Origin of the sequence: Polyangium sp. 6x1 (assembly GCF_029946515.1) — a bacterium.
In the GTDB taxonomy this organism is placed as follows: Bacteria; Myxococcota_A; Polyangia; order Polyangiales; family Polyangiaceae; genus Polyangium.
The window spans coordinates 156,942-182,726 of sequence record NZ_JARZHH010000014.1; the positions used below are offsets into that span (position 1 = coordinate 156,942).

The window sequence follows — 25,785 nt, forward strand, 5'->3', positions numbered from 1 at the left end:
TCGTCAGAAGAGCTTGTGGCAGCAGATCGTGGTGGGTCCGCTCGTATGCACCTCGCCTTGGGGCTGGGCCGGCGGGCAGAACCCCTCACCGGTCGTCACCTTCGGAGGCACGATGTTCGCCGCTTCGAGCGAGTTGAATGAAGTGCAAGCGGAGATGGGGTTTCCCGCCCCGCCGCAACCGAGCCCCACCTTCTTGAACGCATTCGAGGCATCACAATGCAGTTCGCTTCCGACGCAGCTGCAACCCGGGCAAACGCGCTGATCGTCGAATTGATCGTACGCCACCTTCGACAGGTCATTCCAGCCCGCGGGACAGTCGGCCTCCGCGCCCACCTTCTTGATGCACGCGAACTCGCTGTAGGCGCCCGACGGCGCGGTCACGCACGCGCCCCCGTCGGCGCAAGCGGAGGCGGCCTCGATCGGGCAGAGGTGCACGTTCGTCTCCCAGTCGTTTTCGTTCACGAGGGCGCCCCCGGACGCCGAGCAGGCCTTCTCGCCATTGACCGTCGTGATCTGATAGGTCCCGGTTACCTGGCAATTCGATGTCCCGACCAGCGTGACGCCCGGCATGCTCTCGCCCGAAATGCACCCTTTATCGAAGTTCGTCGGGTTTCCCGACCCGCACGTATCGGCCCAGCACGACAGCACCGCGCCGACGCACACGGCTCCGGGATTGACCGCGCACTGGCACGGTAAGCAGTCGGCCTTGGCAGGATCCGCGTATGCAATCTCGGGGAGTTTGCCGTTGGGGCATGCCCCCGCGTTTTGTTGCCAGCTCGTCGGCCTGCCCCAGTAAGGCCCCATCCAGCCATCCTTGAAGGGTACCCCAGGGAGGCATTTGTTGCTTTCGCCGCAGGCCTCGCCGCCGCCCGCGCCTCCGGGCCCCGCCATTCCGCCCGCGGCGCCCGCTCCGCCGCTCCCGCCGGCTCCTCCCTCGCCGCCGGTTCCGCCCGCGCCGCCAATCGACGAGGTGGTATTCGCGGTGGGGGGCTGGTAATCCGTGAGTGCACACGACGCGATACCGATCGCCACGAACGCCCCCATCGTCGCTCCTGCGAGCGCGCCGCGCTTCGTCCAACCGCTCATCGTTCGTCCTCCTGGAGAATAAGAAAGCCGGCTCGCTTCCGGCTCCGACGGCGTCCCAGCCGCCACGCGCAGGCAGTCCGCCTTCCCGGAAACACGATATCCGAACGGCGGACGTCCGTCATCTGCCCTCGCCCCGCGCAGACGACGATTCAATGCTGTTCAAACACACGATCTCTTGGTTTGATGCGCCGAGCCATCATGCACGACGCACCGCCGGCCGAGGTCCTCGTCGTCGCTGCCCCGAGCCAGGACGGCCGCGCCACACGCCTCTCTGAGCGCCTCGAAGAGCGCGGCCTCCGCGCGAAGCGCTGGCCCGACGAGGAGGACACCGCCGATCCCGCCCGCTCGTTCGGCCGGGCCGCAAAGACCGCCGCCGCGATCGTGCTGCTCGTCGATCGCAGCTTCGCCGCCGGCAAGATCGGCGCCCCCGAGGAGCTCCTCCCCGCGCTCACCAAGGTGATCGACAAGCTCCTGATCGTCGCCGTCGATCGCGCCGCGCTCGCCGGGTTCGTCGATCTGCGCGCCGACATCCTGCCCGCGCGCGGGGGCCTCGCCGAGCTCGACGAGGGTTCGGCCGAGGACGCCTTGCGCCACGTCGTGCACGAGATCCTCGCCGAGGTCGACGCGTCGCACGCGCCCGTGCGCACGGACGCCTTCGACGAGTACCGCCTGCTCTTCGACAGCACCGAGCGCCTCGTCGAGCGCAGGCGCGGCACCACGCAGACGTTCCTCACGGTGAACGCAGGTCTCTCGGCGGTCGTCGCGTTCCTGATCAAGGACCTCGCGCTCACGGGCAGCCGCCTCGCGTTCGTGACGATCCCGCTCTTCCTGATCGGCATGCTCGCGTGCCGCCTCTGGAAGCGTACGATCCTCCAGTACGAAGCCCTCGTCGACTGGCGCTACCGCCAGCTCCGGCGCATGGAGCGACGGCGCTTCGTCGGCAGCTATCGCGTCTTCACGCGCGAGTGGGAGGGGCTCTACGCGCCGCACGGCAAGAAGCGCTTCGGCTTCTCGGGGCTCGAAGCAACGGTGCCGGCCACGTTCCTCGCGCTCTACGCCCTCGGCCTCGTGTTCGCGCTCGCCTCCCTCGCCGGCTTGCTCGATCGCCTGATGCCCTGAGCGGCGAGGCCCGCCGTCCCGGGGCGCGGCTGGCGCCTTCTTGCGCGAATTTCCGCGCCTTCACGGGCGCTTGGGAGAACCCGTAGAGCCGGATCTCGGCGAGGGTTGTGGAGAGTCCGGCGGGAGCGGTATAGTTCGGCTGGATCCGCGTGCCCGGCTCGGGCGTACCCTTCGCTTCCTCATGCCGCCCTCGTCCCAACACCCGCCCGCGTCCGCTCGCTCGCCGAGCGAAGCCGCGATCACGGGCGCAGAGGAGAACCCCGAGCGCTCGCAGGCGCGCTCGATGGCCGACACGCAGGACGCGCCACGCTCCGAAGCGCCACGCTCCGAAGCGCCACGTTCCGAAGCGCCACGTTCCGAAGCGCCACGCTCCGAAGCGCCGCGATCGATGCCGCCGCGATCGACGCCGATCGAAGCATCGCCCGCCACGAGTTACCTCGCCGGCGACGTCATCGCCGGGAAGTACCGGCTGTCGAAGGTGCTCGGCGAAGGCGGCATGGGCGCGGTGTGGCTCGCGAAAAACCTCACGCTCGACATCGACGTCGCCGTCAAGCTCATCCGCCGCGACTTCGCCACGGCCGAGGCGTCGCAGCGCCTCCTGCAGGAAGCGCGGGCCGCGGCGCGCATCGGGCACCCGTCGATCGTGCGCGTGTTCGACTTCGGCACGACGGAGCAGAAGGACCCCTTCATCGTGATGGAGGTCCTGCACGGCGAGTCGCTCGGGCAGACCATCTCGCGCAGGCGCAGGCTCTCGCCCGTGGCCGCCGTGCGCACGCTCCTGCCCGTCGCGAGCGCGCTCGCGGCCGCGCACGGCAAGGGCATCGTCCATCGTGATCTCAAGCCCGACAACGTCCTGCTCGTGACCGACGATCGCGGCGCCGTGGTGCCCAAGATCGTCGACTTCGGCATCGCGAAGCTGCACCACGAGGAGGTCGTGCGCACGACGACGCAGGCCGGCGTGATCCTCGGCAGCCCGCACTACATGTCGCCCGAGCAAGCGTGTGGCCGCAGCGACGTCGATCATCGCACCGACATCTGGGCGTTCTGCGTGATGCTCTACGAGGTCACGACGGGCCTGAAGCCCTTCGACGGCGGGAACTACAACGCGCTGATCAGCGCGATCTTGCTCCGCGATCCAGAGCCCTGGGCCGCGCACGAGATCGAGGACGAGGAGCTCTGGTCGATCGTGCAACGAGGCCTCCTGAAGGAGGCCGACGATCGCTGGCAGACGATGCGCGAGCTCGGCGCCGCGCTCGCGGCGTGGGCGCAGAGCCACGGCGTGGAGACCGACGCCGCGGGCAACTCGCTCCGCGCCCACTGGCTCGAACCCGAGGAGCATCGGCCGCTCTCCGACAGGCCGCCGATGTCCGCCGTGCAGCCCTCGTCGCCGCGGCCGCGCATGATCTCCGAGCGCGACCTCGTCCCGCCGCGCTTGCCGTCGATCCCCGACGGCGACGCGGCCGATCCCGCGACGCAAAACGCGGAGGGTGATCCCGACACGAGCGGCGCCATCTACCCGACGACGGCCACGCGTCCGCCCGAGCGACGCTCGGCCGCGCTGTGGATCGGTCCGCTCGCGCTCGCGATCGGCGCGGCCTCGGCAGGCGCATGGATCTACATGCAGGACGAGGCGTCCACGCAGACGACGGGGAGCGCGCGCGCGCCCGCGGCCCTGACCGCGCCGCTCCCGAACGAGGGCGCGACGCAGCCCATCTTCCCGGCGGCGTCCTCGCCGGGCGCGCAGCCCTCGGCCGCGCCGCTTTCGAGCGCCGCGCCCGCATCGAGCGCGAGCAGCGACGGGCCATCGCGATTGACCGCGCCCGGCACCAATGCACCGAACGTCTCGAAGCACCCCGGCGGCAACAAAGGCCCGAACATGCCCGTCCCCACCGAACCCAACTTCTGAGCACATGAACGTTCGCGGCACGCCGCTCACGCTGATCCTTCCCCTGCTGATCGCGCCCGTCGCGTGCTCGCTGCTCGCGGAGTCGGAGCTCGCGGAAAAACCCCTCGCGAACGCCGGCGGGGCCGCGGCGACGGGCACGGGCGGAAACGGAAACGACGGGGGCGGCGGCGGCGGCGCCCCGCCGTGCAGCGGCACGTGCAGCGCGAGCGAGGCGTGTTGCGACGGCACGTGTGCCGATCTCGCGACGAGCGTCGAGCACTGCGGGACCTGCGGGCTGGCTTGCGGGGCCGGCGAGCGCTGCTGCGGCGCCATGGGCTGCGCGGCGTGCTGCGAGACGCCGGACTGCCCCACGGATCACGAGTGCATCGGGAACACGTGTGTCCTCCAGTGCAGCGGGCAGACGGAGCCGTGCGGCGACGTCTGCGCGACCCTCGACACGAACCCGCAGCACTGCGGCGCGTGCTTCAAGGACTGCCTCGCGGGGCACATGTGCGCGAGCGGCGTCTGCCAGCCCGGCTGGGTGCCGATGAGCATGACGAACGCGCTCTCGCCGCGGCAACGCGCGGCGGCCGCGTGGGCGGGCACGAAGCTCTTCGTCTGGGGTGGCCAGAACGCGCAAGGCGCGCTCGGCGACGGCGCACTCTACGATCCGAAGACCGACACGTGGACGACCCTCAGCGTCACGGACGCGCCCGAGCCGCGCGTCGACGCGGTCGCGGTGTGGACCGGCGAGCGTGTCCTCGTCTGGGGCGGCGGCCCCGCGAACGGCTCCACCGCGCTGAACACTGGCAAGCTCTACGATCCCGCGACCGACACGTGGAGCTCGGTCGCCATCGCGCCCATCGGCCGTCGCGCGCCGGTCGCGTTCTTTGCAGGCAACCGCGTGCTCATCTGGGCCGGCAGCAGCGGCGGCTCCCCCATCGCGGGCGGCGCGCTCTACGACCCCGCCATGAACAAGTGGAGCTCGATGAGCACCGCCAACGCGCCGAACGCCCGGACGAACACCGCCTGGGTCTGGACGAGCACGGAGATGCTCCTCTTCGGCGGCCGCCCCCTCGGCTCCGGCGTGACGAGCGAGGGTTTTGGCTACGATCCCGCGATGAACAAGTGGCGCAGCCTTTCCACCCAGAACGCGCCAGCCGCACGGTATGATGCCTTCACCGTGTGGATGAACGGCACGATGCTCGTCTACGGCGGGCGCGACCTCGGAGGCGCCGCCTTCGACGACGCCGCGATCTACGACCCGATGAACGACGTGTGGAGCGCGAAGACCTCGAACGGAAGGCGCTCCGCGCCGCTCGGCCGGACGGGGGTCGCGGGCTACGTCGGCACCCACGCCGTGCTCGCCGGCGGTCTCGACAACGCGCAGAAGCTCACGAACGACGGCACCACGTACGACGTCATGAACGCGTCGTGGACCGCGATCGATCCCTGGCCCTCGATGACCGATCACGAGTACGGCGTCGCCGTCTGGACGGGCGAGGAGATCATCCTCTGGAGCGGGCTCGACAACGGCACCTTGATCTCCGCGGGGGAGCGCTACCGTCCTTGACCGTGATCCCGAGGCGCTTCGTCTCCTCCCTCGTCCTCGCCGCGATGCTCCTCTGCCAGGGGTTCGCGCACGCGCAGAGCCCGGCGGACGTGGCCCTCGCGCGTGACCTCTTCCGCGACGGCGCGAAGCTCGCGCAGGAGGGACGCTGGGCCGAGGCGCGCGAGCGATACACGCGCTCGCTCGCCCTGAAGCGCGCGCCGCTCACGCTCTACAGCCTCGGCGTCGCGAACCGCGAGATCGGCCGCCTCGTCGACGCCCTCGAGAGCTTCCGCGCGTTCCTCGTCGAAGCAGACCTGCAGAACGCGGCCAACAAGCCCTACGAGCAGCCGGCGCGCGACGCCATCGCCGCCCTCGAGCGGCGCGTCGGTCGGCTCGACATCCACATCGCCCCCGCCGCGCCGCCGGCGCTCAGCGTGCGCGTCGACGGCGCCGAAGTCCCGCAAGCGGCGCTCGGTTTGCCGCGGATCGTCGATCCAGGCGAGCACACGATCGTCGTGCGCGCCCAGGGATTCCGCGAGGCCACGACGAAGGCCAAGGTCGGCGAGGGCGAACAGTCCGCCGTGACGGTGACGCTCGTGCCGCTCGTCCCGAAAGGGCCCGGCCCCGGCCCCGTGAAACCGCCCGGCGGAGGCACGCCGCCGCTCCCGCCCGAGCGACCCGTCGCGCCGATCTTCCTCCTCGCCGGCGGCGCCGTCGCCTTCGCGTCCGGCCTCACGGTGGGATTGATTGGTGTTCAAAAGGCTTCCGACGCCCCCGTGCAGGACGGCCCCGAGGCCGCGCAGGCGCGCAGGCTCGCGCTCGCGGGGGACATCGTCGGCAGCGCCGGCATCCTCGCCGCGGGCGCGGGGCTCGCGATGCTCCTCCTCGGCAAGCCGCCGGACACGCCCGCCGATCCTTCCGATCCCCCCGAGGTCTCGGTGAAGCCGTTCGTCTCGCCGACCGGCATCGGCCTCGTCGGCCGTTTCTGATCGCGCCGCGTCTGGTAGCATCGCGCGCATGCGCCTTCCGCGACTCGCCCTCCTCGTCGCCACGGGCCTCGCCTCCTGCGCCTCGCCGGAGCCGCCGAAGCCCGTGCCGGTCCCTCCGGCCGCCCTCGTGCCTCCCACGTTCGCCCCTCCGCCGGAGGCCACGCCCGAGCCTCCTGCCGAGGCCGGCCCTTCGTCGGGCATCACGCTCGAACAGCTCCTCGACGTGCACCGCGCGACGGGCGCGCGCGCGCTCGGGCGTGAAAAATTCCTGTTCCTCTCGGACGCCCCGGGCACGATGCAGATCTTCTCGGCCTCGCTCGACGCGGCCCCCACGGCCGAGCCCCAGGCTCCGGTGCAGCTCACGAAGTTCCCGGATCGCGTCTCGGGCCTGCGCGTCGCGCCCGGCGGCGCAGGCGCCGTGTTCCTCAAGGACAAGGGCGGCGACGAGAACGATCAGATCCACTGGCTCGACCTCGCCGCAGGCGACAAGCCCGAGGCCGCGCAAGCGCTCACGGACGCGCCCAAGGTCAAGCACACGCTCCCGGTCTTCGACGAGGCCGGCAAGCGCGTCGCGTTCACCTCGAACGCGCGCAACGGCAAGGACATGGACCTCTACGTCGAGGCCCTGCCCGCGAAGAAGGAAACGTTCGGCAAGAAGCCCATCGCCGAGCTCTCGGGCAGCCACGCCGTAGCCGATTTCCACGGCGATCGCATCATCGTCTCCGAGGCCCGCTCCGGCTTCGATCAAGACCTCTGGGTCGTTGACGCGAAGACCGCGACGAAAAAGCTCCTCACGAAGCACAAGGGCGACGAGCGCTGGCTCGCACCGCACTTCACGCGCGACGGCAAGTCCTTGCTCGTGCTCACCGACCGCGGCCGCGAGTTCCTCTCGCTCGTCGCGCTCGACCTCACCACAGGCAAGGTCACGCCGGTCTTCGAGCTCGATCACGACGTGCAGGACATCGCGATCCCCGCCTACACGAGCGACAAAGCCGCAGCCGGGCAGCCCGAGGACATCGCCGTGCTGACGGTCAACGTCGACGGCGTGGAGGAGGTCCACATCGTGACGCTCGACGCGAAGCGGAAGGTGGTCTCGAAGAAGAAGGCCGACCTCGGCGGCGTCGTGAACAGCCTCGACCTCGCACCGAGCGGCGACGCCGCCTTCCTCGGCGTCGAGCGCCCGAACCTCCCCACCGAAGTCTTCCGTGTCGACGTCGCAACCGCCGCAGTGACGCGCGCGACGAAGAGCCACCACGCGGGCATCGACACGTCGAAGCTCATCCCATCGGAGCTCGTCCCGATGAAGACCTCCGACGGCCGCGCGGTCTCGTTTTTCTATTACCAGACGAAGCCGAGCGCCGGCGAGAAGCGGCCCGTCTTGATCTACGTGCACGGCGGCCCCGAAGGCCAGGCGCAGCCCACATGGAACCCGCTCGTGCAATGGCTCGCGCTCGCGGGATATGCAGTGGCGACGCCGAACGTGCGCGGCTCGACGGGATACGGAAAGTCATTCGCCCACCTCGACGACAAGGAAAAACGCGAGGACTCCGTCCGTGATCTCTCGGAGGTCGGCAAGTTCATCGCAGCGCGCCCCGACGTCGATCCCACACGAATCGCGCTCCTCGGCGGCAGCTACGGCGGCTACATGGTCCTCGCCGGGCTCACGCTCTACCCCGATCAATGGGCCGCCGGCGTCGACATCGTAGGCATCGCAAACTTCCGCACCTTCCTCGAGCAAACCGCGCCTTATCGCCGCGCCCTGCGCGAAGCCGAATACGGCTCGCTGGCAAAGGACGGCGCCTTCCTCGACCGCGTGAGCCCCATCCACAAGGTCGACCGCATCAAAGCCCCACTCATGGTCGTACACGGCACCCGCGACCCCCGCGTCCCCATCGGCGAAGCACGCCAGATCGCCGACGCCGTGAAAAAACGCGGTCTGCCCGTCGAGCTCCTGACCTTCGAGGACGAAGGCCACGGCATCGCCAAGCGCAAAAACCGCCTCGTCGCATTCCCGGCGATGGTCCAGTTCCTCGACAAACACGTGAAGGCCAAGGCCGCCGCGCAATAGCTGCCTCGAGCCGCCGCGCCGGGGCGCTGCCCCGGGCCCCGCGGGGGCTATTCGCCCCTCGACCCGAACCAGGGCCAGCCCTGGACCTCTGGGCATCGACTGCGCGAAGCGCAGTCGATGCGGGGAAAGTTTTTTAAGCTGTCCGCCCCGCTCTTTGCACGGCCAGCCCTGGACCTTTGGGGGAAGAACTGCGCGATGCGCAGTTCTTCCCACAGGCCGGTGGGACCGCCTTGCCAGTTGAACCGTTCGTGCTGCCGTCTTGGCTGGCAGGATCGCCCGTGGTCTCGACCTGGCCCGTTCGATGAACTGCGCATCGCGCAGTTCATCGACCACGAGTCCAGCGCTTGCGCTGGTCCAGGTCCAGGGGCGGATAGCCCCTGGTGGGGCCTGGGGCAAAGCCCCAGCGAGGCGCGCGCATCACGGCAAAAGCCGCGACAGGAAGCTCCACTTCGTCGACTGCCCCGACTTCATCGCCAGCATCGCGGTGATACCGATGACGCCTGCTGTGCATGCCAGGTTGATGGGGCCCATCACGTTCACGAACCGCAGGAGGCCCCTCGCCTTCTCGGGGGTCCGGGCTGACGGCTCGTTCCCTGATTGCACGGGCACGGCGCCTTCTGGCGCCTGCTTGCCGAGTTCTTGACCGCTCAGGATGTTTGCGGCTCCTGTCAGGACGGCGGCGCCGAGCAGGATGTCCTTTGCGAGGACGAGCCTGCGCGTCTCCTCGTCGATCGATCGCCCCGAGATGGCGGCGCGCCCGAGGAACCAGGTCAGCGCTGCGATGCCGAGGCTCGCCTCGGTCACCACGTTGTAGCTGCTCCAGGCGTCGTGGAGGACCTGTCCTCGCTCCTCCTCGGAGCCGATGTCCTGGACCGCGCGTTGCAGCGCGAGCTTGCCGAACAGCGGGCCACCGAAGCCGGCGGCGAGCCCGAGATCGTGCAGCACCCAGGCGGACGTCGAGAGCACGGCCATGGTCTTTTCCCTTTCTGACGAATGCGTCGGCCCGGAGGGACCGTCTTGCGCACCCTGCCTCGTTTGCACTGCACGAGCGATGCCGGCCGAGGACGCGCCCGCTCGCGCGCCCATCGTTGAAATTCCTCGCCCGACGCCTGTAGAACGGAGCTCGTGACCCGGATCGATCCCTCCCACAAGACGCTCGTCGAACAGCTCCGCGCCCTCGCTAGCGTCTCGGCCGACACCAACGAGTTCGACATCGTCAAGGACGAGGGCCGGATCATTCACGTCCGCTTCAGCCCTGGCTCGACCGACTCGCTCGACGTGAAGACGGCCATCTCGGAGAAGGGAGCCACGCCGCGCTTCGTCCAGGCCGGGTATCGTCATAGCCGTCGCGAAGGGCCGCTCCTCGTCCCGCGGCCCATGACGCTCGTGCTCCGCAAGGAGACCGCGTCGAATCGGCAGGGCAAGGCGGACGGCGTGGATCGCGAGATCCAGACGGGCGACTCGGACTTCGACGATGCGGTCTTCATTGATACGTTGATTGGCGATGATCTCGTCCGTGCCGTCCTCGCCTCGCCGGACGCCCGTGCCGCGATCCTCTCGCTCCTCGCCGACAATTGCTACGCGATCCGCATCGACGACACGAGCGCCGGCAACATCTCGCTCGATCTCGTCGAGTTCACCCGGCCCGCGCCCGATCAAGAGCGCGGCGCGCGTATCGCCTCTGCGCTCGCCCGCCTCGCGGCGTCCTTGCCTCCCATCCGCGCGAGCGGCGAGGCGCCTCCGGCCGACACCCAATCCCAGGCGGCCACGGCCGGCTGTGCCCTTGGATTGTTGGGCCTCGTCGTGACCCCCATGGTCATCTACGGCCTCGCGCCGAGCGGCTGCGTCGAATCGGACGGGGAAGGATCGAGCCTCGTGTGCAGCGCCGGCCCGGCGTGTTGTGAGCCGCTCTGGATTGGCTTTTTCGTGGGGATCCTCCTGAGCCTGCCGGTGATGTTCGTTCTCCATCGAATCGTGCGCGGGAGACCGAACTCCTCGACGAGCAGGTTCGTGTTGCAATGCGCCACCCTCGCCGTGTTCGCCGAGCTCGGGATCGTCGCCTCGCGCCTGTGGCGCTAGGCGCGCCGACGCGCTACCCGGAGAAATCCTCCGCATGGCTCCGCATCGTGTCGCCGCTCCCCTCGCCCTCGTGCTCGTCGTGGCCGCGGCTGCGTGTGGGAACGATCGCGAAGACACTACGAATCTCGCGCCCGCCCCGGCGCCCGTGGTGACGGCCCCGGCGCCCGCGGATGCTGGAGACGAGGACGCGAACGACGCCGCGCCGGATGCGCCGCCTCGAAGTCCAGCATTCGTCACCGTCTTCGCCGCGGGTGACGTGAGCTTCGGCCGCCTCGTCGGTCAGATCCTCCTGCGCGAGCCGGATCGCGCCCTGTTCGCCCCGATGGAACACCTCCTCCGCGCGGCGGACGTGCGGTTCGTCAACCTCGAGGGGCCCATCAGCGATCAGGGAAACGAGACCGTCTCGCCCGAGAACAACCTCGTCTTCAATGGCCCGCCCGCCTCGGCCGACGTCCTCGCGCGTGCCGGGATCGACGTCGTCTCCACGGCGAACAACCACGCCTGGGATTATGGCAAATCGGCCATGCTCGAGACCCTCGATCACCTCGATCGGGCCTCGGTCCTGCACGTGGGCACGGGCGCGACCCTCGAAAAGGCCTTCGAGCCCGCGATCGTCACGCGCCGCGGGGCTCGCCTGGCCTTCCTCGCCGTCACCGACGTCTGGAACCAGGGCGTCCTCTCCAGACACCCGGGCCGCGCGCACGTCGCCTCGGCCGATCGCGAGGCCCTCGTCCGCGCCGTGCGCGCGCTCCGCGAACGCAGGGACATCGACGCCATTCTCGTCAGCTATCACGGCGGCGAGGAATACCGCGAGGATCCCCTGCCCGGCACGCGCGCCCTCGCCGAGGCCGTCATCGACGCGGGCGCCGACGCGTTCCTCGGCCACCACCCGCACGTCGTGCAAGGCGTCTCGTTCCACGCCGGAAAGCCTATCGTCTACAGCCTCGGCAACCTGCTCATGCGCATGCACAGCGGCCACCCGTGGACCGAGATGGGCCTCGCCGTGAAGATCGAGCTCGAAAAGGGCGCCCCTCCCCGCCTCTTTGCGTGCCCCTTCCGCATTCACGGCATCGAGCCGATCCCCCTCGCCAAGGATCCCCGCCGCAAGGCCTACGAATCGCACTTCTTTGGGCGATTCCAGTCCCTCACGCGCCGCGTCGGGGGCGCGACGCTCGGCCCCGCCGGCGAGGACGGATGCGCGCCCGTCGCCCCGCCTTCCGGCGCCGAAAAGCCACGAGCTGCAGATTCTCTTGCACCGAACTTTCCGTAGTCCTGGCCGAGCATTACCATTCCTCCATGTTCACGCGAAAGATCCTCTTTGGCCTCGGCGCTTCGAGCGTCGCGGTCGCACTCGCATTCGCCGCCGGCGGACCCGAGGGCGCGGCGCCCGCCCACGCCGCAGCGCCGCCCGAGATCCGGGGACCTCGCGTGGCCGTCCTGGCCACGTTCCCGGGCGCCGAGCACACCTCGCTGTATCTCGTCCAGGCCGGCGGCGGTGAAGGGCCCGCCCCGGTCGCCACGTTCGCCCACCTACCCGACGCGACCGTCCGCGCCGCCGTCGTCCCGGGCACGCCGTACGTCCTCGCGACGGCCGATACCACGCCGTCCCGCGACACCTCCTTCAATGCCTCCCTCTTCCGCTTGCGGCCGCACGCGCCGCCCGAGGCGCTCGCCACCGGGGTCGTCCACGCGAGCCGCCCCCTCGTCACCCCCGCCGGCCGCGTCTTCGTCTCCCGCGGCCGCGCCGGCACCGAAATCGAGGGCCGATTGCGCGTCGATCCCCTCACCGTCGACGAGATCGACCTCGATACGGGAAAAACCCGCGCCGTCCACGCCGAGCACGGCCACCTCCTTTTCCTCGCGGGCGCGAGCGGCAAGGAAATCGTCCTTTATCGCGTCCTGCCCGACCACGCCGACATCGTCGCCGTCGATCCCGACACGAGCGCCGTGCGTTCCATCGTGAAAGACCTCCCGCCCTTCGCGCGGGATTTTTCCATGGATGCGACCGGAAACAAGCTCGTCTTCCAGGGGCGCCACGAGACGAACAGCCGCACCTGGGTCGTCGACGAGATCGACCTCGCCTCGGGCCACGCGCGCCGGCTCTTTTCGAGCCCGAGCATGACCCTCGCTCCGGCCGTCCTTCCGAGCGGCGGCGTCCTTTACAACCCGCCGGGCCGTGGCCTCTCCACGCTCGACGCCGAGGCGCGGATCGCAGGCCCCCTCGGCCCCGGCGTCGACCTCGTCGCCGCCGCGACCGCCGATTCCCGCTGGATCGCGGCCTCGCACACCCAGCCGAGCGCGCTCCCCGTGCCCTTCCTGGTCGACACGCAGACCGGCGCCGCCGCCGCCCTGCCCGCGCCCCGCGGCAGCCGCGTGGCCATTGCAGGGTTTTACCTCGAGAACGGAGGTGCCCTGTGAGCCCCAAGCGCCCCCTCGCCGCCGCCGCCTCGCTCGCCCTCCTCGCCGCGAGCGGCCATGCCGCCGCGTATTGCCCGTCGTACACCGCGTCGAGCCCGTCGAACGACCACAACTGCGCCATCGAGGCCGCGGCCGGGACGAACCCGACGAACGACGAATGGAACGGCATCTTCGACATCGTCTCGCAGGGCCCCGCGGCCTGGGGTGGCGACGGTCCCACCGTCACCAACATCGGCCAGGGCTGCGGCAAACCGGAGCCCACCCAATCCGTCCCCGCACGGTTTCCGTGTGAATTGCTGAAGGCCCTCACCAAGGTCGAGTCCGGCTGGCGCCAGTTCTGCGTCCCCACACTGCCTGCCGATCAGGTCGGCGGCGCATCACAGACGATCATCTCCTTCGATTGCGGCTACGGCATCGGCCAGGTCACGAGCGGCATGCACGTCGGGGAAAACCCGGACTTCGACCGCGAGCGCGTGGCCTCGGATCCGTTCTACAACCTCGCCACGAGCACCCGCATCCTCGCGGCGAAATGGAAGGCGACGAACTGCGTCGGCGACAACCAGCCGAAGGTCGTCGAGCACTGGTACGCGGCCACGTGGGCCTACAACGGTCTGGCCTATGTGAACAACCCGAACAACCCGAACTACGACGCGAACCGCGGCGTATGGAATCCGTCCGTGGGCGGCGCCGCGCCGTACCAGGAGAAGGTCTACGGGTTCATGGAATTCAATAGCCAGTGGGAGACGATCGAGCCGGCCTACCCGAACCCCGGCGACATCGGCGGAAGCACGAGCCCGCCCGCTCTCCCCGATCCTGATTGCGCTTCCCCCACGGATTGCCAGAACCAACGCCCGATCCACCTCACCGCGTGTAATGGCGCGGTCGGCGGGAGCGGAGGCGCAGGCGGCAGCGGCGGCGCAGGCGGGAGCGCGGGCGCAGGCGGGAGCGCGGACGGCGGCGCGGGCGGAAGCGCCGGCGGAATCGGCGAGGGCGGCGGGAGCGCCGGCGGAGACGGGACCGCCGGAAGCGGCCCCGCGCCCGCGGACGACGGCAATGGCGCCGTCCACGGCGTCGTCACCTGCCAATGCCGCGCCGCCGGCACGAACGAGGCCATCCCCGACTGGCTCGGCCTCGCCTCGCTCGCCGCCCTGGCGAGCCTCGGCGCGCGCCGCCGCCGCCGGTGACCGGGGCCGGGGAGCCCTCTCCCCGGCCCTCGCGCCCAGCGCCTTTTCCCCGCGTCAATCGCAGACGAGCGATTTCATCTCCTTCACGCGAAACGGCAACTGATCTTCCAGGACGAACGTCGAGAGGCGCGTTTCCGGGCTGTTGCGGGTCGGCCCCACGTGCAGGAAGGTCGTGATCGTCTCGCCCGCATGGCAACCATTACACGTCGCGGTCGAGAACGCCTTCCGGACCTCCTCGGTCGCGCCTGGGACCTCCCAGATGAAGTCGCGCGACGGCACGCGCGCCGATCCGCCGTTGAACGGCTGGCCCTTGAAGCGGGGGCCCACCTTGTGGGTACCGGCCAGGATCTTGCGCTCGTTCTCACGCACGTAATCGGCGAGGAGCGACGTGTTGTCGTGGACGAGGTCCGGCGTCAGGCCCGCGCTCGCCGGCAGGAGCTTTCCCTGGGGGTTGATCTCGAATTGCCGCATCTCCCAGAGGGGCTCCGGGCCGCCCAAGGTCAGGGCGATCTCGTTCGTGCGGAGCTGGTTGAGCACGCTCCCCGGCGGCATCCCTTGCCACGCCTTCGCGCTCACGAATTTCTCCGTCAGCGCCTCGAGCCTCGCGTTGTAGTCCGGCCCGAACGGCAGCGCGCCGAGCGCGTGGAACTCGCGCGCCCAGCTCTCCGCCGACTGCCCCCGGTTCGCCGGCAGCTTGTATTCGAAGATCATGGTGAACTGCAGGGGGCGCCCGTCGGGCCCGTGCACGTTGTAGATCATGCGCCCCTCGCCCACGCCCTCACCCACGTTCTTCTGCCTGCGCAAATCGAGCCGGTACACGATCGCGAGCAGGGACATCGGCGCCTTGTCGAGATCGTACGTCTTGCCGTCCGCGCTCTTCGCCCGCCAGGGCGCGAGCACGAGGTCTTCCATCTGCGTACGCGCCTTGATCGTGAGCCCATCGACGGTCTGGTCCTGGAGCCACGTTTCCATGAATCCCTTGATGAACGCCTGCTCATCATGGCCTTTCGCCATTTCCTGGACGACGTGGCCGAACGACCAGTTCCCGAGTCCGGACGCCCGGGCGTCCTGGATGACCGAGAGATCCGTGATGAAAAGCTCCTTCGTGGCATCGACCAAGCAATCGCTGACGGCCTCCTCATTTTCCCCGATGGGCTCCGTCTCCCCATTCTGGGAAACCGGCTCCTCGCCACAACCCACCCCCAGCACGAGCGCAAGTGCGACCGTCACCAAACCATGAATATTTCGCTTCATGACTGCCCCCGCCCTCCGCGAAGGAGCGCCCGGTCGTCTCGCAGAACGCGGTTTGTCCCGGACGCACCTCCACGGGGCTCATGGCCATTCGATTCGGCGCGCTCGTCCCCGAGCCTCGCGCCAAAAACATGCCCCTTGCGGAACAGTCACCAATATCATGCGCCGATGGCGATTCGACCAGCCCCCCTGCCGAGCGGCTCGCCCAGGGAGCGATTTTACGTCCGCTCGCGCCGCGCCGCCTCGATTCCGTCGCGCAAGGTCCGGAGCAAACGGATCCCGCCGAGGTCCACGTTGGCATGAACCAAGGTCCGCGCGAGCTTCGACGTGATGCCCGTGGCGATCGGCCGCGCCCCGAGCAGACGGATCGCACGTCCGAGGCGCGCCAGTTGCTCGGCCGTCTCCGCCGTGAGCGCATTTGCTCCGGTCAGATCCAGGATCACGTGCGCGGCGCCGCGCGCCGAGACCGCGCCGAGGATCCGGCCTTCCATCTCCGCGGCGCGCGCCGAATCGAGCACCCCGATGATCGGAAGCGCAATCGTATGCAACGAGACCTCGAGCACCGGCGCCGACAAGGCGAGGATCTCCTGCTTCTGCTGCTCCACGAGCGCGAGCGTCCCCCGGAGCTCCGCCGCGAGCTGCTCCTCCTCGGCCGCCCTCCGCTCGGCCCCGCGCCGCGCCGTCTCGTCGGTATGGTGCACGAGGATCACCGTCTTCCCCGTCGCCGGATCCGGCAGCGTGCGCGCCTCGATCGCATGCCAGCGCTCGCCCCCCTCCGTGCGCACGGCGGTCTCCAGCGAAAACACCTCCCCAGCCCGCGCCGCCGCGAGCAACGTCTCCGGGATCAGGTCGTCCAAAAAGCGCGCCTGAAATGCCACGGCGGCCCCGAATGCCCGCTGCGCCGCCGGGTTTTGCAGGACAACCGCCCCTTCCATGTCGAGCAGCGTCACCATCACCGACGTGTGCCGAAGCGCCTCGATGCTCCGCACGAGATCCGCGCTCGGCGCCTTCTCCTTGAGAAACGCCTGGATGAGCACGCCCGTCCGGCCATCATCGAGCGGCACGCCCGTCATGAAGAGCTTCATCGTCTGAGGCTCGCCCTTCGGATAAAGCGTCCATTCCTCCTCGGCCGTCCGCCCCACGCGGAAACCTTCGATGTACCCGCGCATGCGCGCTTGCGTCGACTCCGACATATCGGAATAATCGCGGGCGTAGAGCTCCTCCTGGGTGCTCGCGCGCCAGAGCTCGAGGGCGGGCTTGTTCGCCCAGCGCTGGCGAAAAAAGTCGAGATCGAACACCCACGTCGGGACGGGTGAGGATTCCAGGACGGCGAGCCGTTCGTGAAGCTTCATGGGTCGGGCATCGCAGGCGACGCAGCACGCCGCCGAGGGACCTCGTCTAGGACGGAACCAGCGCGGCGTCTACCCCGCCGCACGGACCTCACCAAGGCCCGGCTCGCGTTGTTCCACGGGCAATCCCGCAATCTCGCGAAGCACGAGCGGAAAGAAGCTCTCGTTATCCATCGCACCCGGCGCGCTGCCCGGATAGCGGCGCTCGATCGAGCGCTTTCCCCGCATCGGATCGATCCTGCGGATCACGACCGTGCCGCCCTTCACCTGGATCTGATCCACCTCGATCGCGCTCCACCGCTCCACACGCTCGCCGTCGAAAAGCTCAATGAATCCGAGTCCAATCCGCGCCCGCCGCGAAACGTCCCGCGCGTCTCGCCCGATCTCGATCGCCCCCCGTGACGCCACCTCCTCGCGCGCCTTCCGGAGGAGCCACTCGTTCCAGGCTCGCTCCGCCGCAACGGCGAACAGGTACGCTTGGTGCTCCGGTCGCACCCCCGCGCTCGGCCTCTCCCCGTCGTAATGCCCGTGAATCCGGAAGCCCACCCCCACGCCCCGCCGCCCCATCCAGCGCAGATCGAATTCAACGCGGTCCATCTCGCCTTTCTTGCGGGTGCGCACACGTTTGACCAGGGCGCGCGCGTCCTCGAAACGGAGCACCGTGCGCGGCAGCGGATCCCCCCACGTGTACCGCGCGAGCCCGTCCGTGCCCACGTACGTGCACGACGCGACCGGGCCATTCACGTCCCACGCGATCGGCGCCGCGAACCAAGCCCCCACAGCGGCCGCGACGAGCGCAAGCGCCGCAGCAAGCGCCTCCGTGAACGGCGCGCCGAACCCAAGCTGCCGAAGGAGCCACACGAGCATTCCGATGGGCACGAGCGAGACCAAGCCCACCGCAACCGCGCTGAACGCCGCGAGCACCGACGTCCGCGCCACACGCAGCGAGAGCGTCACCGGCTTGTCTCCCGCCTGCACCGTGCTTCCCACCGAACGAACGTCCCCGATCTCCGGCGGAGGCAAGGCAAACACCCGCATCCCGTCCGCCAGACGATCCCCCGCATGTGACGTCGCCAGAGGCGCGATCCGTGTCATGCCGTCCCGCGTCGAGGATACCTTCATCCGCCTCGACCCGCGAGCCCATCCTTTTCGACCTTTGCGTCGCCGAGCCTCCCGGATTACCCTCTCTCCGCGTGTCGGGCCCACACAGATCCTTCAGCGCAGATCGCATCGGCGCATGGGCATACGCGAATGGCTTCGCGTGGAACCCCTTCCCCGGGGAAACCTGGTTCCGCCCGTGGGAACCCCACGACAACATCGCGCCCCCCGGCCAGTACCTCCACGCCGTCACACGGCAGACGCCACACGGCCCGTACGTGCTCGTCGAGCCCTGGTACGCCGTAGATCTCGACACCGAGCCCCTCGAACGAACCCTCTTCGCCTACGTCGCACACCCCAACCTCATGCACCGCGCAGCCATGCGAGTCGGCGAGCACTTCGTGACGCGCGTCGCCTACCTCGAAAGCGCGCCGCCGCCAAAGGTCGAGCTCGGCGACAAGCTGTGGGATCAGCACGTCACGACCTTCGCCGCCTCACCCGCCGAAGCCGCCGCCGCCTTCCCGCGGCGTCTCCGCTCCATGCTCGCAAGCTGGGGCTTTCAGGGTCACCTGGAGATGCGCCCCGGCGGCTTCGTACTCTTCATGGCAGGCCTACGCCCCGTCGCCGAGCATTACCAGCGTCTGCTCGGCGCAGCGCGCGAGGTGCTGCACGCGGCCGTGGGCTGAGAGCGTAGCGCCGGGGTTTCACCCCGGGCCCGACCAGGGGTTGTCCACCCCTGGACCCGGACCAGGGCCAGCCCTGGACCATTTGGGGAAGAACTGCGCGATGCGCAGTTCTTCCCACAGGCCGTTGGCAAGACCATCGAGGGCGTCTCACGCGTCCACGGGCGTTGTCGGCAGAACCGTCGTGGCTGGCAGGGTCGCCCGTGGTCTTGACCTGGTCCGTTCGATGAACTGCGCATCGCGCAGTTCATCGACCCCGAGTCCAGCGCTTGCGCTGGTCCGGGTCCAGGGGCGGACAGCCCCGGTGGGGCCTGGGGCAAAGCCCCAGCGAGGCGCCTTCTAAAAGAAAAACGGCACGTCGATCTGCACGATCTTGTACTCGAGACCGTTCCCGGAGAATCCGGTCGGGAGATCGAGGCCCATCGTCAGGGAGACGGCGGGGCGCAGCCACATCTTGTCGCTCAGCTTGATGTGTGCGCGGGGCCCTACGCCGAGTGTCCAGTTGTCGACCCGCGTGGGATCCGGGCCCTTCTCGATCGTCTCGTTCGCGGCCCAGACCTGGTAACGGAGCTCCGTGCCGATCGAGAGTTGCGGAATCACGAACCAGCCGAAATGCAGGCCTGCGGTGATGTTCGTCCGGGCCGCGTCCTTGTCCACCTCGGCGCCGCGCACGCGGATGAGCTCGAGGACCGTCACCTCGGCTTGCAGTGTGAGCCCGTTTGCGATGTACCCGATGCCTGCGCCGACCATCGGGGTCAGGTAGTTGATCTGGAAGAGCGCGTTGTCCATCGAGGCGCGCGCATAGATCCCGTCGAGGTTTGCCGTGCGTTTCGGCACGTCGGGGTTGTTGCCGCCGCCCGTGCCCACGGGGATCGTCGTGGCGGCGAAGAGCCCCATCTTCCACGACTCGCTGAGCGGAATCGAGTAGAGCGCGCCGATCGCGGGGTTGACGAACGACGTCGCCTTCGTCCCCTCGGGCCCCTTCGTCTCGCTGTGGATCATGCCGAGCCGCACGATGGCCGCGAGGTTCGGCAGAACCTTGTAGCTCCCTTGCAGAAGCACCGGGATCGTGTCTTTCGTCTTCGAGAACGCGAGCACCGTGTCGAGACGAACCAGGTTCCCCGCGTTCACCGACCGGAGCATGAAGGGCATCGAGTACGGCGCCGGCGTCTTTTTCGCCGGTGCGGCCTCCGGCGCGGCGGGCGGCGCCTCCGCTGCGGCCGTCTCCGCGCGCGCCGGAGCGGCGAGCGCGACCGCCGCGAAGCCAAGACCCAGAGCCAGAGAACGCGACGGACTGCGACGCATCCCAATTCCGTTTTTCACGACCCTACCATCTCCTCTCCAGGCTCAACGTATCCGAGAGCGAGCGATCGGTGCGAAAAATCCGCGGGCACTTCCTGCGCCGCTTGGCAGGCCAGACCGCGCCTGGCGTGCGGCCGCGGTGCATGACGGCGGGCGTCGACTATCCCACGTCCCAGCGATACGCTCCGACGATCCCGGCGTGATCACTCACCCGCGCGTGCAGCCCGTCCTCGGGCCCTTCGCCGTCGAACACCCGGACGAACGCCTCGATGCGCGCCGCGCGCCGGCCTGCCGAGGCGCGGAGCATCTGATAATCGATCCGGCTCGTCAGCGTCTTCTCCCCGAACGTGGGCCACACGTTCCGCGTGGCCATTCCCACGTCGGTATACCCTCGCTCGATGAACGCCGCGACCTGCCGATCCTCTGGGCTTGCATTGAGATCGCCCGAAAGGAGCGTCGCGGCGTGATCCCCTGTCGGCAGCCGGGCGACCTCGGCGAGCATCCGCTCGGCCTGCGCCCCGCCCTCCGAGCCCCACGACACGTGCGTCGTCCCCACCCGGATTTTTGTGTTTTTGATTGTCGTCCGGGCGATCAGCGCGATGCGCGCGAGCCCGCCTTCGCTCAGCTGCAAGACCGTCACGTCCTCGATCGGGCCTGACGAGAGGATCGACAGCCCCTCGCGGTACACGTCGAACCCGATGTGGGCCTCTCTCCACACGTGCTCCCAGCGCCGCCGCGTGAACTGCTCGAGGTGCTGCTGCAAGATCCGCCCGGCGTTCGGCTCGGCCGGGTTCGACACGTGCTCGCCGACCTCTTGCAAAAGCAGCACGTCGATCCCCATCGCCGCCACGCCGAACGCGATCCGCTCGATCTTCGGGAGCGAATCGTTCACCACGACGCCTTCGCGGAGCCCCCGCTCCTGGTAGGTGTGCAGGTTCAGCGAGAGCACGCGGATCGCCGCTGGATCGCCGAGATCACGCCCTCCCACGACGAACGCCGAGTTGCGCCCGCCGAGCCCGTCGTCGATGTCGAGCGGGTTCGCCGGGTCTGCGGTCCATCGGCCATCCACGACGAGCTTGTACGCGTGGAGCCCGCGCGGGAGCGGCCGCGTCGTGAGGACCCAGAGATCCGTGCCTTCGCGCTTCATGAGCGCGATCGGATCCTTGCCCCAGCCGGTGAAGTCTCCTGCCACGAGCACGCGCGAGGCGCGTTCGTCGCGGTAGACGAAGGACACGGAGCCGTCGGGCGCGACGGTCGAGCCGGGAGAAGGGACCACGTCGGGGCGGGTCATCGCCGTCCTCGGTTATGCTTGCGCGATCGGGGTGTCAAAAGGATTTCCGGGGGGCCCTCTTCGCCTGGGGTCCTCGTCCTGCCGTTCGTCACGGAGGGCGCCCAGGGGATCGCGGGGCAGAGGGGAAACGTCGATCTCGCCTCGTCGGCTCGCTCGAGCCGCTCCAGGAGGCGGGCCGTGGAGACTTTGCGCGTCGAGCTCGAATGAACACTCTCGCTTGACATCCTCCTGCCATGGCTGCTAGGGACGAGTTGGCAGGACCACATAACTTCGGGTGTTCGACCCATTGCGAGTGGGGTTTTTCCGTGAACGACATGCGCTCCTCGGGCCCGGTTTCGTCATCGTCCTACCTTGGTCGCGTGAAGCGCGCGGCCGCCACGATTCTCCTTGCGGCGATGCCCGTGCTCGGGCTCGGCGTGGTGACTGGTTGCGCCTGGAAACCCACGATTCTCCGCGCGGATCCATCGCTCACGTCCAAGGATCTCGTGACGGGCAGGGTTGCGATCATGCCCGTGAAGTTCGACGACGAGAGGGTGGGCCCGCGGGAGCGCGCCTTGCTCGCCGGCCAGTTCGTCCGTGCGCTCCGGCAAAATCGCCAAGACATCCCGATCGCCAGCAGCGCCGCGCATGATCGGGCCCTCCAGGGGGCGCTCGAAGAAGAGGCCCTGTTCCGGCGTGTCTATGACGACGGCGGCACCGACCCGAGCCGACTCACGGAGCTCAAGGCGACCGTGAGCGCTCGATACTTCATTCTGTCTCGCCTGCATTACGAGCAGGTCCCCCACGGCGCGGGGAGCATGGGCGGCAATACGGTGGAATCCACGCTCTCGGGGAAGGTGTCGATCGTCGATACGACCTCGGGGGGCGTCGTGTGGGAGGGGGAATTCCAGAGCACGCGGAGCGGCGTCGACAACATGGTCGATCCCCACCCCTCCGCGCATGCATTGCCGTTCTTCTCGACGTTCGTCCGGGCCTGGCCCGCGCAGCCCTGAGGCGGGGTTTCCGCTCCCGCTCCCGCCTCCGCTCACGTTCGATCGCCCTCCAAAGCCCTTCCGAGCGCGCCGAGAGTTCAGGTAGCCTGCGCCGTATGCACGGCAACTTCGGCGCTCGCTTTCCCATGCTGTTCGCTCTCAGCACGGCCCTCGGCGCGGCTTGTCATGGTGCCGGGAGCGGAGCGGCGATCGAGCGACCAACACAAGCCGTCGCTCGGCCGAGCGCGACCATGCCCGCGCCGTCGCTTCCTCCTGGGCAGCACTCGGCGGCCTTCGTGAAGCTGCGCGACATGGATGAGGCCACGGCTTGCGCCCTGCCGCTCGCAGAGTCGGCCCTGAAGGCGCGCGCCGGGGCCAAGCCGTTCTCGATCATCGAGCCACCAAGCTGCGGCTACTTTCACGACCCTCTTTGCGACGCCGTCGACGTGGCGCCCCAAGGCGCGGACGCGTGTTACGTGAGCAACGACCACATCCGCGCTCTCGAGCCCGGGGCGCTCAACGTCGCACCGGGAGCCGTCGGGAAGAGCGATCCTTGGAACGGCACCCAGAGGCCCAAATACCTCGATCGCATCGAGGCGCACCTGCACCTCGACCCATCGGAAAAGGCCCTGCTCCGGAAGAACGGGTTCGTGGTCCTCGATCGCCTTCCCTACCTCGATTACGCGGGTGCGTTCCATGACGTGTTCCAGGAGGAGCTGCCGCTCTGGGTCGGCGTCGATTCCATCCTGCACGCGGCGTACGTCGCCACGGACGCGGTGCTCGGCACGGCCGAACGATCGCGGCTCGCGCCGGCGCTCCAGAAGATGCTCGAGAAGCTGCAAAAAACGCTCGCGGCGTCGAAAGGCATTTACGACGAGACGACGCGAAAAGATCTCGATCTCTATCTCGCCGTCCCGGCCCAATTGAACAAGGAAAACGAGTTCGAGCACGAAACGACCTCCCTGTTTGGCCAGGACAAAGCCGTGAGCGCGGTGGTCGGCGCCATTCAAAGCGAGGAGAAGCAACTACAGCCCATCGAGATCTTCGGCCGGAGGCGGATGGTCGATTTCTCGCAGTATACGCCGCGCGGCCATTACGCCGTTGGTGACCCCGGGTGGTGGAACCCCGGGCCGTACTTCAAGGCCATGACGTGGCTCACGCAACTCGAATGGAACCTCGTCTCGCGTGGCTCGCGCAGCTCGCACCCGGAAGCATCGCCGGATCCCCGGGAGACGCCTCGCGAGATCAGGGATGCGCTCGCGCTGGCGGACCTCTTCCGCCGCTCGGGCGCGCTCACCGAGCTCGCCCAGTTCGAGGAGGTTTACAGCGCTTTCGGGGGACATCGCGAGGACGTGGGGATCCCGGAGCTCCTCTCGCTCATGGACAAGAATGGCTTTACCGCGACGACCCCGGACGCCCCCGAAAAGCTCAAGCGGGCTATCGGCGATGGATATCGGCGCACGGCGCGCGTCCATTTCATGCCCCAAGGCGTGAGGGATCTGCCGGTCATCACGACGCTCTTCGGCTCGCGCATCACGCCGGACATCGCGCCGCTCGGGCGGCTGGTCCACGACGCGACGCCTGGCCGGTTCGATCTCGGCGCAGCAGACGTGGGGTACGTGCTCGGCCATGACCGCGCCGCCTCGTACTTGAAGAAGGATCTCGAAAATCATTCGCGGTTGAAGGGCGAGCTCGACGCGGCGCGCGCGGAGATGAAGGCACGGACGAACCAGAGCCTGGACGTGGCCGGCAGCTTCCTCGGTGCGGTGCTCTCGCTCGCCGAGAAGCCGCGGGGCCTGTTCCCTTCGTTCATGCAGCGTGAGGCGTTCGCCGATATGCGAATGTCGTCGGCGCTCGTCGGGTATGCCCAGCTCCGCCACACATTCATTTTGCTCCAGGGGCAGGGCTACGACGCTTATGGTTGCGCCATTCCCGATGCGTACGTCGAGCCGGCCGCGCCTTTCTACGACGCCTTGATCGCGCACACCGAGCGCCTTCGAAAGGTCGCGGGCGGCGGCTTCGAGGGGCTCCTGCGCGTGCTGCGCGTGCTCTCCGCCATCTCGAAGACGGAAGCCTCGCGTGGCGCGCCCACGCCGACGCAAGCCCAATGGCTCGGCATGGTGTCCGAGTACATCCCTGAAGGTGGATACTCCGACAGCGGCGACCCACCGAAATGGACCGGATGGTACTTCGACATGTTCGAGGACCGCGAGGACGGCGCCATGCGCCCCGCCTCCCTCGTCGCCGATTACTTCACGCTGACGAACGCGGGAAAGGTGGCTCATCTAGGCGTGGACGGGCTGCGTCTCGGGGTGTTCATCGTGGACACGGGCGGGGAGCCTCGGGCCATGGTCGGCCCTGTCGCGCGCGGCTACGAGGCGAAGACCCCCATCGCCGAGCGCCTCGACGACCAAGCTGCTCAAAATTACCTCGACAAACATGATCCGTTCCGGGAGAGCTTCGCGGCCAAACCCTGGAGCGATCCGAAGCTCGGCCTTGGCGGTCAGCTTTTTCATTGCATCAAGGACGGCAAGCTCGAGGCACGGCTCGTGCTCGCCGCCGATCGCCCGCTGGGGCCGATCACTGTCACCTTGCTCGATCATCACGCCGATCCGCTCGGGCCTGCGCTCACGAAGAGCGTCGACGACGACGTGGTGGTTTTTCCTTTCCTTTTTCCGGAGATCCCCTGGGTCGACGAGGACCTGACCGCACGGGACATGTACTACGGTAAGAAGCCGAAGAACCGTACCCCGGTCGAGGCGCTTTCATTGCGCGTCGAGGATCTCGGCCGCTCTGGCCTGGGGAAAGGCTCGTACGATTGGTTCACGAGCCCCACGGTGTTTTATCACTCGAGCGATACGCCCGATATGCGCCCCCAACTGGTGCAGCGGTTCGTCCTTGGGGGCGACTGGGATTACCCGCAGCCGGCGGAACAGCCGCCCCCCGGGGACTGACAAGCCCGGGCGCACAACCTGCCTCCCTTCCTCGAGAACGGTACACAACTAGATTTCGCTTGCCGCCTCCGCCTCCGCCTCCGCCTCCGCCGCCGCCTCCGCCTCCGCCTCCGCCTCGGATTCCGGGGGCCTTAACTCGCCGTAACCCGCAGGATCCCTCTCCCGCTGACGACGGATCCCCCCTGTTGGCCCGAGTTGGTGCCACTTTGGACCCCGTCGCCGCCCTTTGGGGCATCCCAGAAGCCGACCCGCGCACGACGCTTCTCGCGGTGCTCGTGCAAGGCGAGGTCACAGCGGCGGCGGCAGGCGACGTCGACGCTGCGACGGTCGCCCACGACGCCGCAACACGCCTCTTCGGGATGATGCGCGACACCAATGCCACGGCAGCCGCAAGGGCTGCACATGACGCCGTGGGCAAGCTCATTCGCGCTATGAAACGGCGGTAGGTCGCGGCGTGCGGGGGCCTCTCATACCACGAGGGGGGCGCGAATCACTCTTTCTTCTTC

Annotated in this window: 20 protein-coding genes; 13 read left to right on the forward strand and 7 right to left on the reverse strand. The window is 68.7% G+C overall.

What is annotated here, in order from left to right:
- Nucleotides 1–3: 3 nt before the first annotated feature.
- Nucleotides 4–1,086, reverse strand: a complete 1,083-nt coding sequence (locus tag QHF85_RS16235; protein ID WP_281328093.1) for a hypothetical protein — start codon at nt 1,084–1,086, stop codon at nt 4–6.
- A 198-nt stretch (nt 1,087–1,284) separates the two neighbouring features.
- Between QHF85_RS16235 and QHF85_RS16240 the strand changes: the two genes are divergently transcribed.
- From QHF85_RS16240 to QHF85_RS16260, 5 genes are all read left to right on the forward strand, one after another.
- Nucleotides 1,285–2,205, forward strand: coding sequence for a hypothetical protein (locus QHF85_RS16240; RefSeq protein WP_281328094.1), 921 nt, complete (start codon nt 1,285–1,287; stop codon nt 2,203–2,205).
- A 388-nt stretch (nt 2,206–2,593) separates the two neighbouring features.
- Entirely contained in the window at nt 2,594–4,111 is a 1,518-nt protein-coding gene (locus QHF85_RS16245; RefSeq protein WP_281328095.1) for a serine/threonine-protein kinase, read from the forward strand.
- A gap of 4 nt (nt 4,112–4,115) precedes the next feature.
- A complete protein-coding gene (locus tag QHF85_RS16250; RefSeq protein WP_281328096.1) occupies nt 4,116–5,663 on the forward strand; it encodes a kelch repeat-containing protein in 1,548 nt (515 codons plus the stop codon).
- Between the two features lie 2 nt (nt 5,664–5,665).
- On the forward strand, nt 5,666–6,631 hold the full coding sequence (locus tag QHF85_RS16255; protein WP_281328097.1) for a PEGA domain-containing protein: 966 nt from the start codon (nt 5,666–5,668) through the stop codon (nt 6,629–6,631).
- A gap of 28 nt (nt 6,632–6,659) precedes the next feature.
- Nucleotides 6,660–8,699, forward strand: a complete 2,040-nt coding sequence (locus tag QHF85_RS16260; RefSeq protein ID WP_281328098.1) for a S9 family peptidase — start codon at nt 6,660–6,662, stop codon at nt 8,697–8,699.
- A 417-nt stretch (nt 8,700–9,116) separates the two neighbouring features.
- Here the strand turns inward: QHF85_RS16260 and QHF85_RS16265 are convergent, their stop codons facing one another.
- On the reverse strand, nt 9,117–9,671 hold the full coding sequence (locus tag QHF85_RS16265) for a hypothetical protein (protein ID WP_281328099.1): 555 nt from the start codon (nt 9,669–9,671) through the stop codon (nt 9,117–9,119).
- A 153-nt stretch (nt 9,672–9,824) separates the two neighbouring features.
- Between QHF85_RS16265 and QHF85_RS16270 the strand changes: the two genes are divergently transcribed.
- The 4 genes from QHF85_RS16270 to QHF85_RS16285 are packed head-to-tail and all read left to right on the forward strand — an operon-like array spanning nt 9,825 to nt 14,380.
- Nucleotides 9,825–10,778 carry a hypothetical protein gene (locus QHF85_RS16270; protein WP_281328100.1) on the forward strand — a complete coding sequence of 318 codons (954 nt, stop codon included), beginning with the start codon at nt 9,825–9,827 and terminating at the stop codon, nt 10,776–10,778.
- Between the two features lie 34 nt (nt 10,779–10,812).
- The gene (locus QHF85_RS16275) at nt 10,813–12,048 is read left to right on the forward strand and encodes a CapA family protein (protein WP_281328101.1); all 1,236 of its coding nucleotides are present in this window, start codon (nt 10,813–10,815) and stop codon (nt 12,046–12,048) included.
- A 26-nt stretch (nt 12,049–12,074) separates the two neighbouring features.
- Nucleotides 12,075–13,196, forward strand: a complete 1,122-nt coding sequence (locus QHF85_RS16280) for a hypothetical protein (protein WP_281328102.1) — start codon at nt 12,075–12,077, stop codon at nt 13,194–13,196.
- A complete protein-coding gene (locus QHF85_RS16285) occupies nt 13,193–14,380 on the forward strand; it encodes a hypothetical protein (protein WP_281328103.1) in 1,188 nt (395 codons plus the stop codon). Before QHF85_RS16280 ends, QHF85_RS16285 begins: the two co-directional genes overlap by 4 nt.
- 54 nt (nt 14,381–14,434) lie before the next feature.
- Here QHF85_RS16285 and QHF85_RS16290 read toward each other — a convergent pair whose 3' ends face one another.
- The 3 genes from QHF85_RS16290 to QHF85_RS16300 form a co-directional block, all read right to left on the reverse strand.
- Nucleotides 14,435–15,610, reverse strand: coding sequence for a hypothetical protein (locus tag QHF85_RS16290; RefSeq protein WP_281328104.1), 1,176 nt, complete (start codon nt 15,608–15,610; stop codon nt 14,435–14,437).
- Between the two features lie 239 nt (nt 15,611–15,849).
- Nucleotides 15,850–16,983 (reverse strand): STAS domain-containing protein, encoded by a 1,134-nt coding sequence (locus QHF85_RS16295; RefSeq protein WP_281328105.1) that lies wholly within the window; start codon nt 16,981–16,983, stop codon nt 15,850–15,852.
- A gap of 69 nt (nt 16,984–17,052) precedes the next feature.
- Complete coding sequence (locus tag QHF85_RS16300) at nt 17,053–18,102, reverse strand: hypothetical protein (RefSeq protein ID WP_281328106.1); 1,050 nt, start codon at nt 18,100–18,102, stop codon at nt 17,053–17,055.
- 71 nt (nt 18,103–18,173) lie between these two features.
- On the opposite strand from QHF85_RS16300, the gene QHF85_RS16305 reads away from it, so the two are divergent.
- Entirely contained in the window at nt 18,174–18,764 is a 591-nt protein-coding gene (locus QHF85_RS16305) for a hypothetical protein (protein ID WP_281328107.1), read from the forward strand.
- Between the two features lie 336 nt (nt 18,765–19,100).
- Here the strand turns inward: QHF85_RS16305 and QHF85_RS16310 are convergent, their stop codons facing one another.
- Complete coding sequence (locus QHF85_RS16310) at nt 19,101–20,084, reverse strand: hypothetical protein (RefSeq protein ID WP_281328108.1); 984 nt, start codon at nt 20,082–20,084, stop codon at nt 19,101–19,103.
- A 139-nt stretch (nt 20,085–20,223) separates the two neighbouring features.
- Nucleotides 20,224–21,354 (reverse strand): endonuclease/exonuclease/phosphatase family protein, encoded by a 1,131-nt coding sequence (locus tag QHF85_RS16315; RefSeq protein ID WP_281328109.1) that lies wholly within the window; start codon nt 21,352–21,354, stop codon nt 20,224–20,226.
- 359 nt (nt 21,355–21,713) lie between these two features.
- On the opposite strand from QHF85_RS16315, the gene QHF85_RS16320 reads away from it, so the two are divergent.
- The 3 genes from QHF85_RS16320 to QHF85_RS16330 all read left to right on the forward strand — a co-directional run bounded on the left by QHF85_RS16320 (nt 21,714) and on the right by QHF85_RS16330 (nt 25,725).
- On the forward strand, nt 21,714–22,346 hold the full coding sequence (locus tag QHF85_RS16320) for a hypothetical protein (RefSeq protein WP_281328110.1): 633 nt from the start codon (nt 21,714–21,716) through the stop codon (nt 22,344–22,346).
- 125 nt (nt 22,347–22,471) lie between these two features.
- Entirely contained in the window at nt 22,472–25,279 is a 2,808-nt protein-coding gene (locus tag QHF85_RS16325) for a DUF3160 domain-containing protein (protein WP_281328111.1), read from the forward strand.
- A 206-nt stretch (nt 25,280–25,485) separates the two neighbouring features.
- Nucleotides 25,486–25,725, forward strand: a complete 240-nt coding sequence (locus QHF85_RS16330; RefSeq protein ID WP_281328112.1) for a hypothetical protein — start codon at nt 25,486–25,488, stop codon at nt 25,723–25,725.
- The last annotated feature ends 60 nt before the right edge of the window (nt 25,726–25,785 follow it).

Bases quoted from the DNA above. Each gene is read 5' to 3' on its own strand.
- QHF85_RS16235 (WP_281328093.1), bottom strand. From the start codon at position 1,086: ATGAGCGGTTGGACGAAGCGCGGCGCGCTCGCAGGAGCGACGATGGGG.
- QHF85_RS16240 (WP_281328094.1), top strand. From the start codon at position 1,285: ATGCACGACGCACCGCCGGCCGAGGTCCTCGTCGTCGCTGCCCCGAGC.
- QHF85_RS16245 (WP_281328095.1), top strand. From the start codon at position 2,594: ATGCCGCCGCGATCGACGCCGATCGAAGCATCGCCCGCCACGAGTTAC.
- QHF85_RS16250 (WP_281328096.1), top strand. From the start codon at position 4,116: ATGAACGTTCGCGGCACGCCGCTCACGCTGATCCTTCCCCTGCTGATC.
- QHF85_RS16260 (WP_281328098.1), top strand. From the start codon at position 6,660: ATGCGCCTTCCGCGACTCGCCCTCCTCGTCGCCACGGGCCTCGCCTCC.
- QHF85_RS16265 (WP_281328099.1), bottom strand. From the start codon at position 9,671: ATGGCCGTGCTCTCGACGTCCGCCTGGGTGCTGCACGATCTCGGGCTC.
- QHF85_RS16275 (WP_281328101.1), top strand. From the start codon at position 10,813: ATGGCTCCGCATCGTGTCGCCGCTCCCCTCGCCCTCGTGCTCGTCGTG.
- QHF85_RS16280 (WP_281328102.1), top strand. From the start codon at position 12,075: ATGTTCACGCGAAAGATCCTCTTTGGCCTCGGCGCTTCGAGCGTCGCG.
- QHF85_RS16295 (WP_281328105.1), bottom strand. From the start codon at position 16,983: ATGAAGCTTCACGAACGGCTCGCCGTCCTGGAATCCTCACCCGTCCCG.
- QHF85_RS16300 (WP_281328106.1), bottom strand. From the start codon at position 18,102: ATGAAGGTATCCTCGACGCGGGACGGCATGACACGGATCGCGCCTCTG.
- QHF85_RS16315 (WP_281328109.1), bottom strand. From the start codon at position 21,354: ATGACCCGCCCCGACGTGGTCCCTTCTCCCGGCTCGACCGTCGCGCCC.
- QHF85_RS16325 (WP_281328111.1), top strand. From the start codon at position 22,472: ATGCTGTTCGCTCTCAGCACGGCCCTCGGCGCGGCTTGTCATGGTGCC.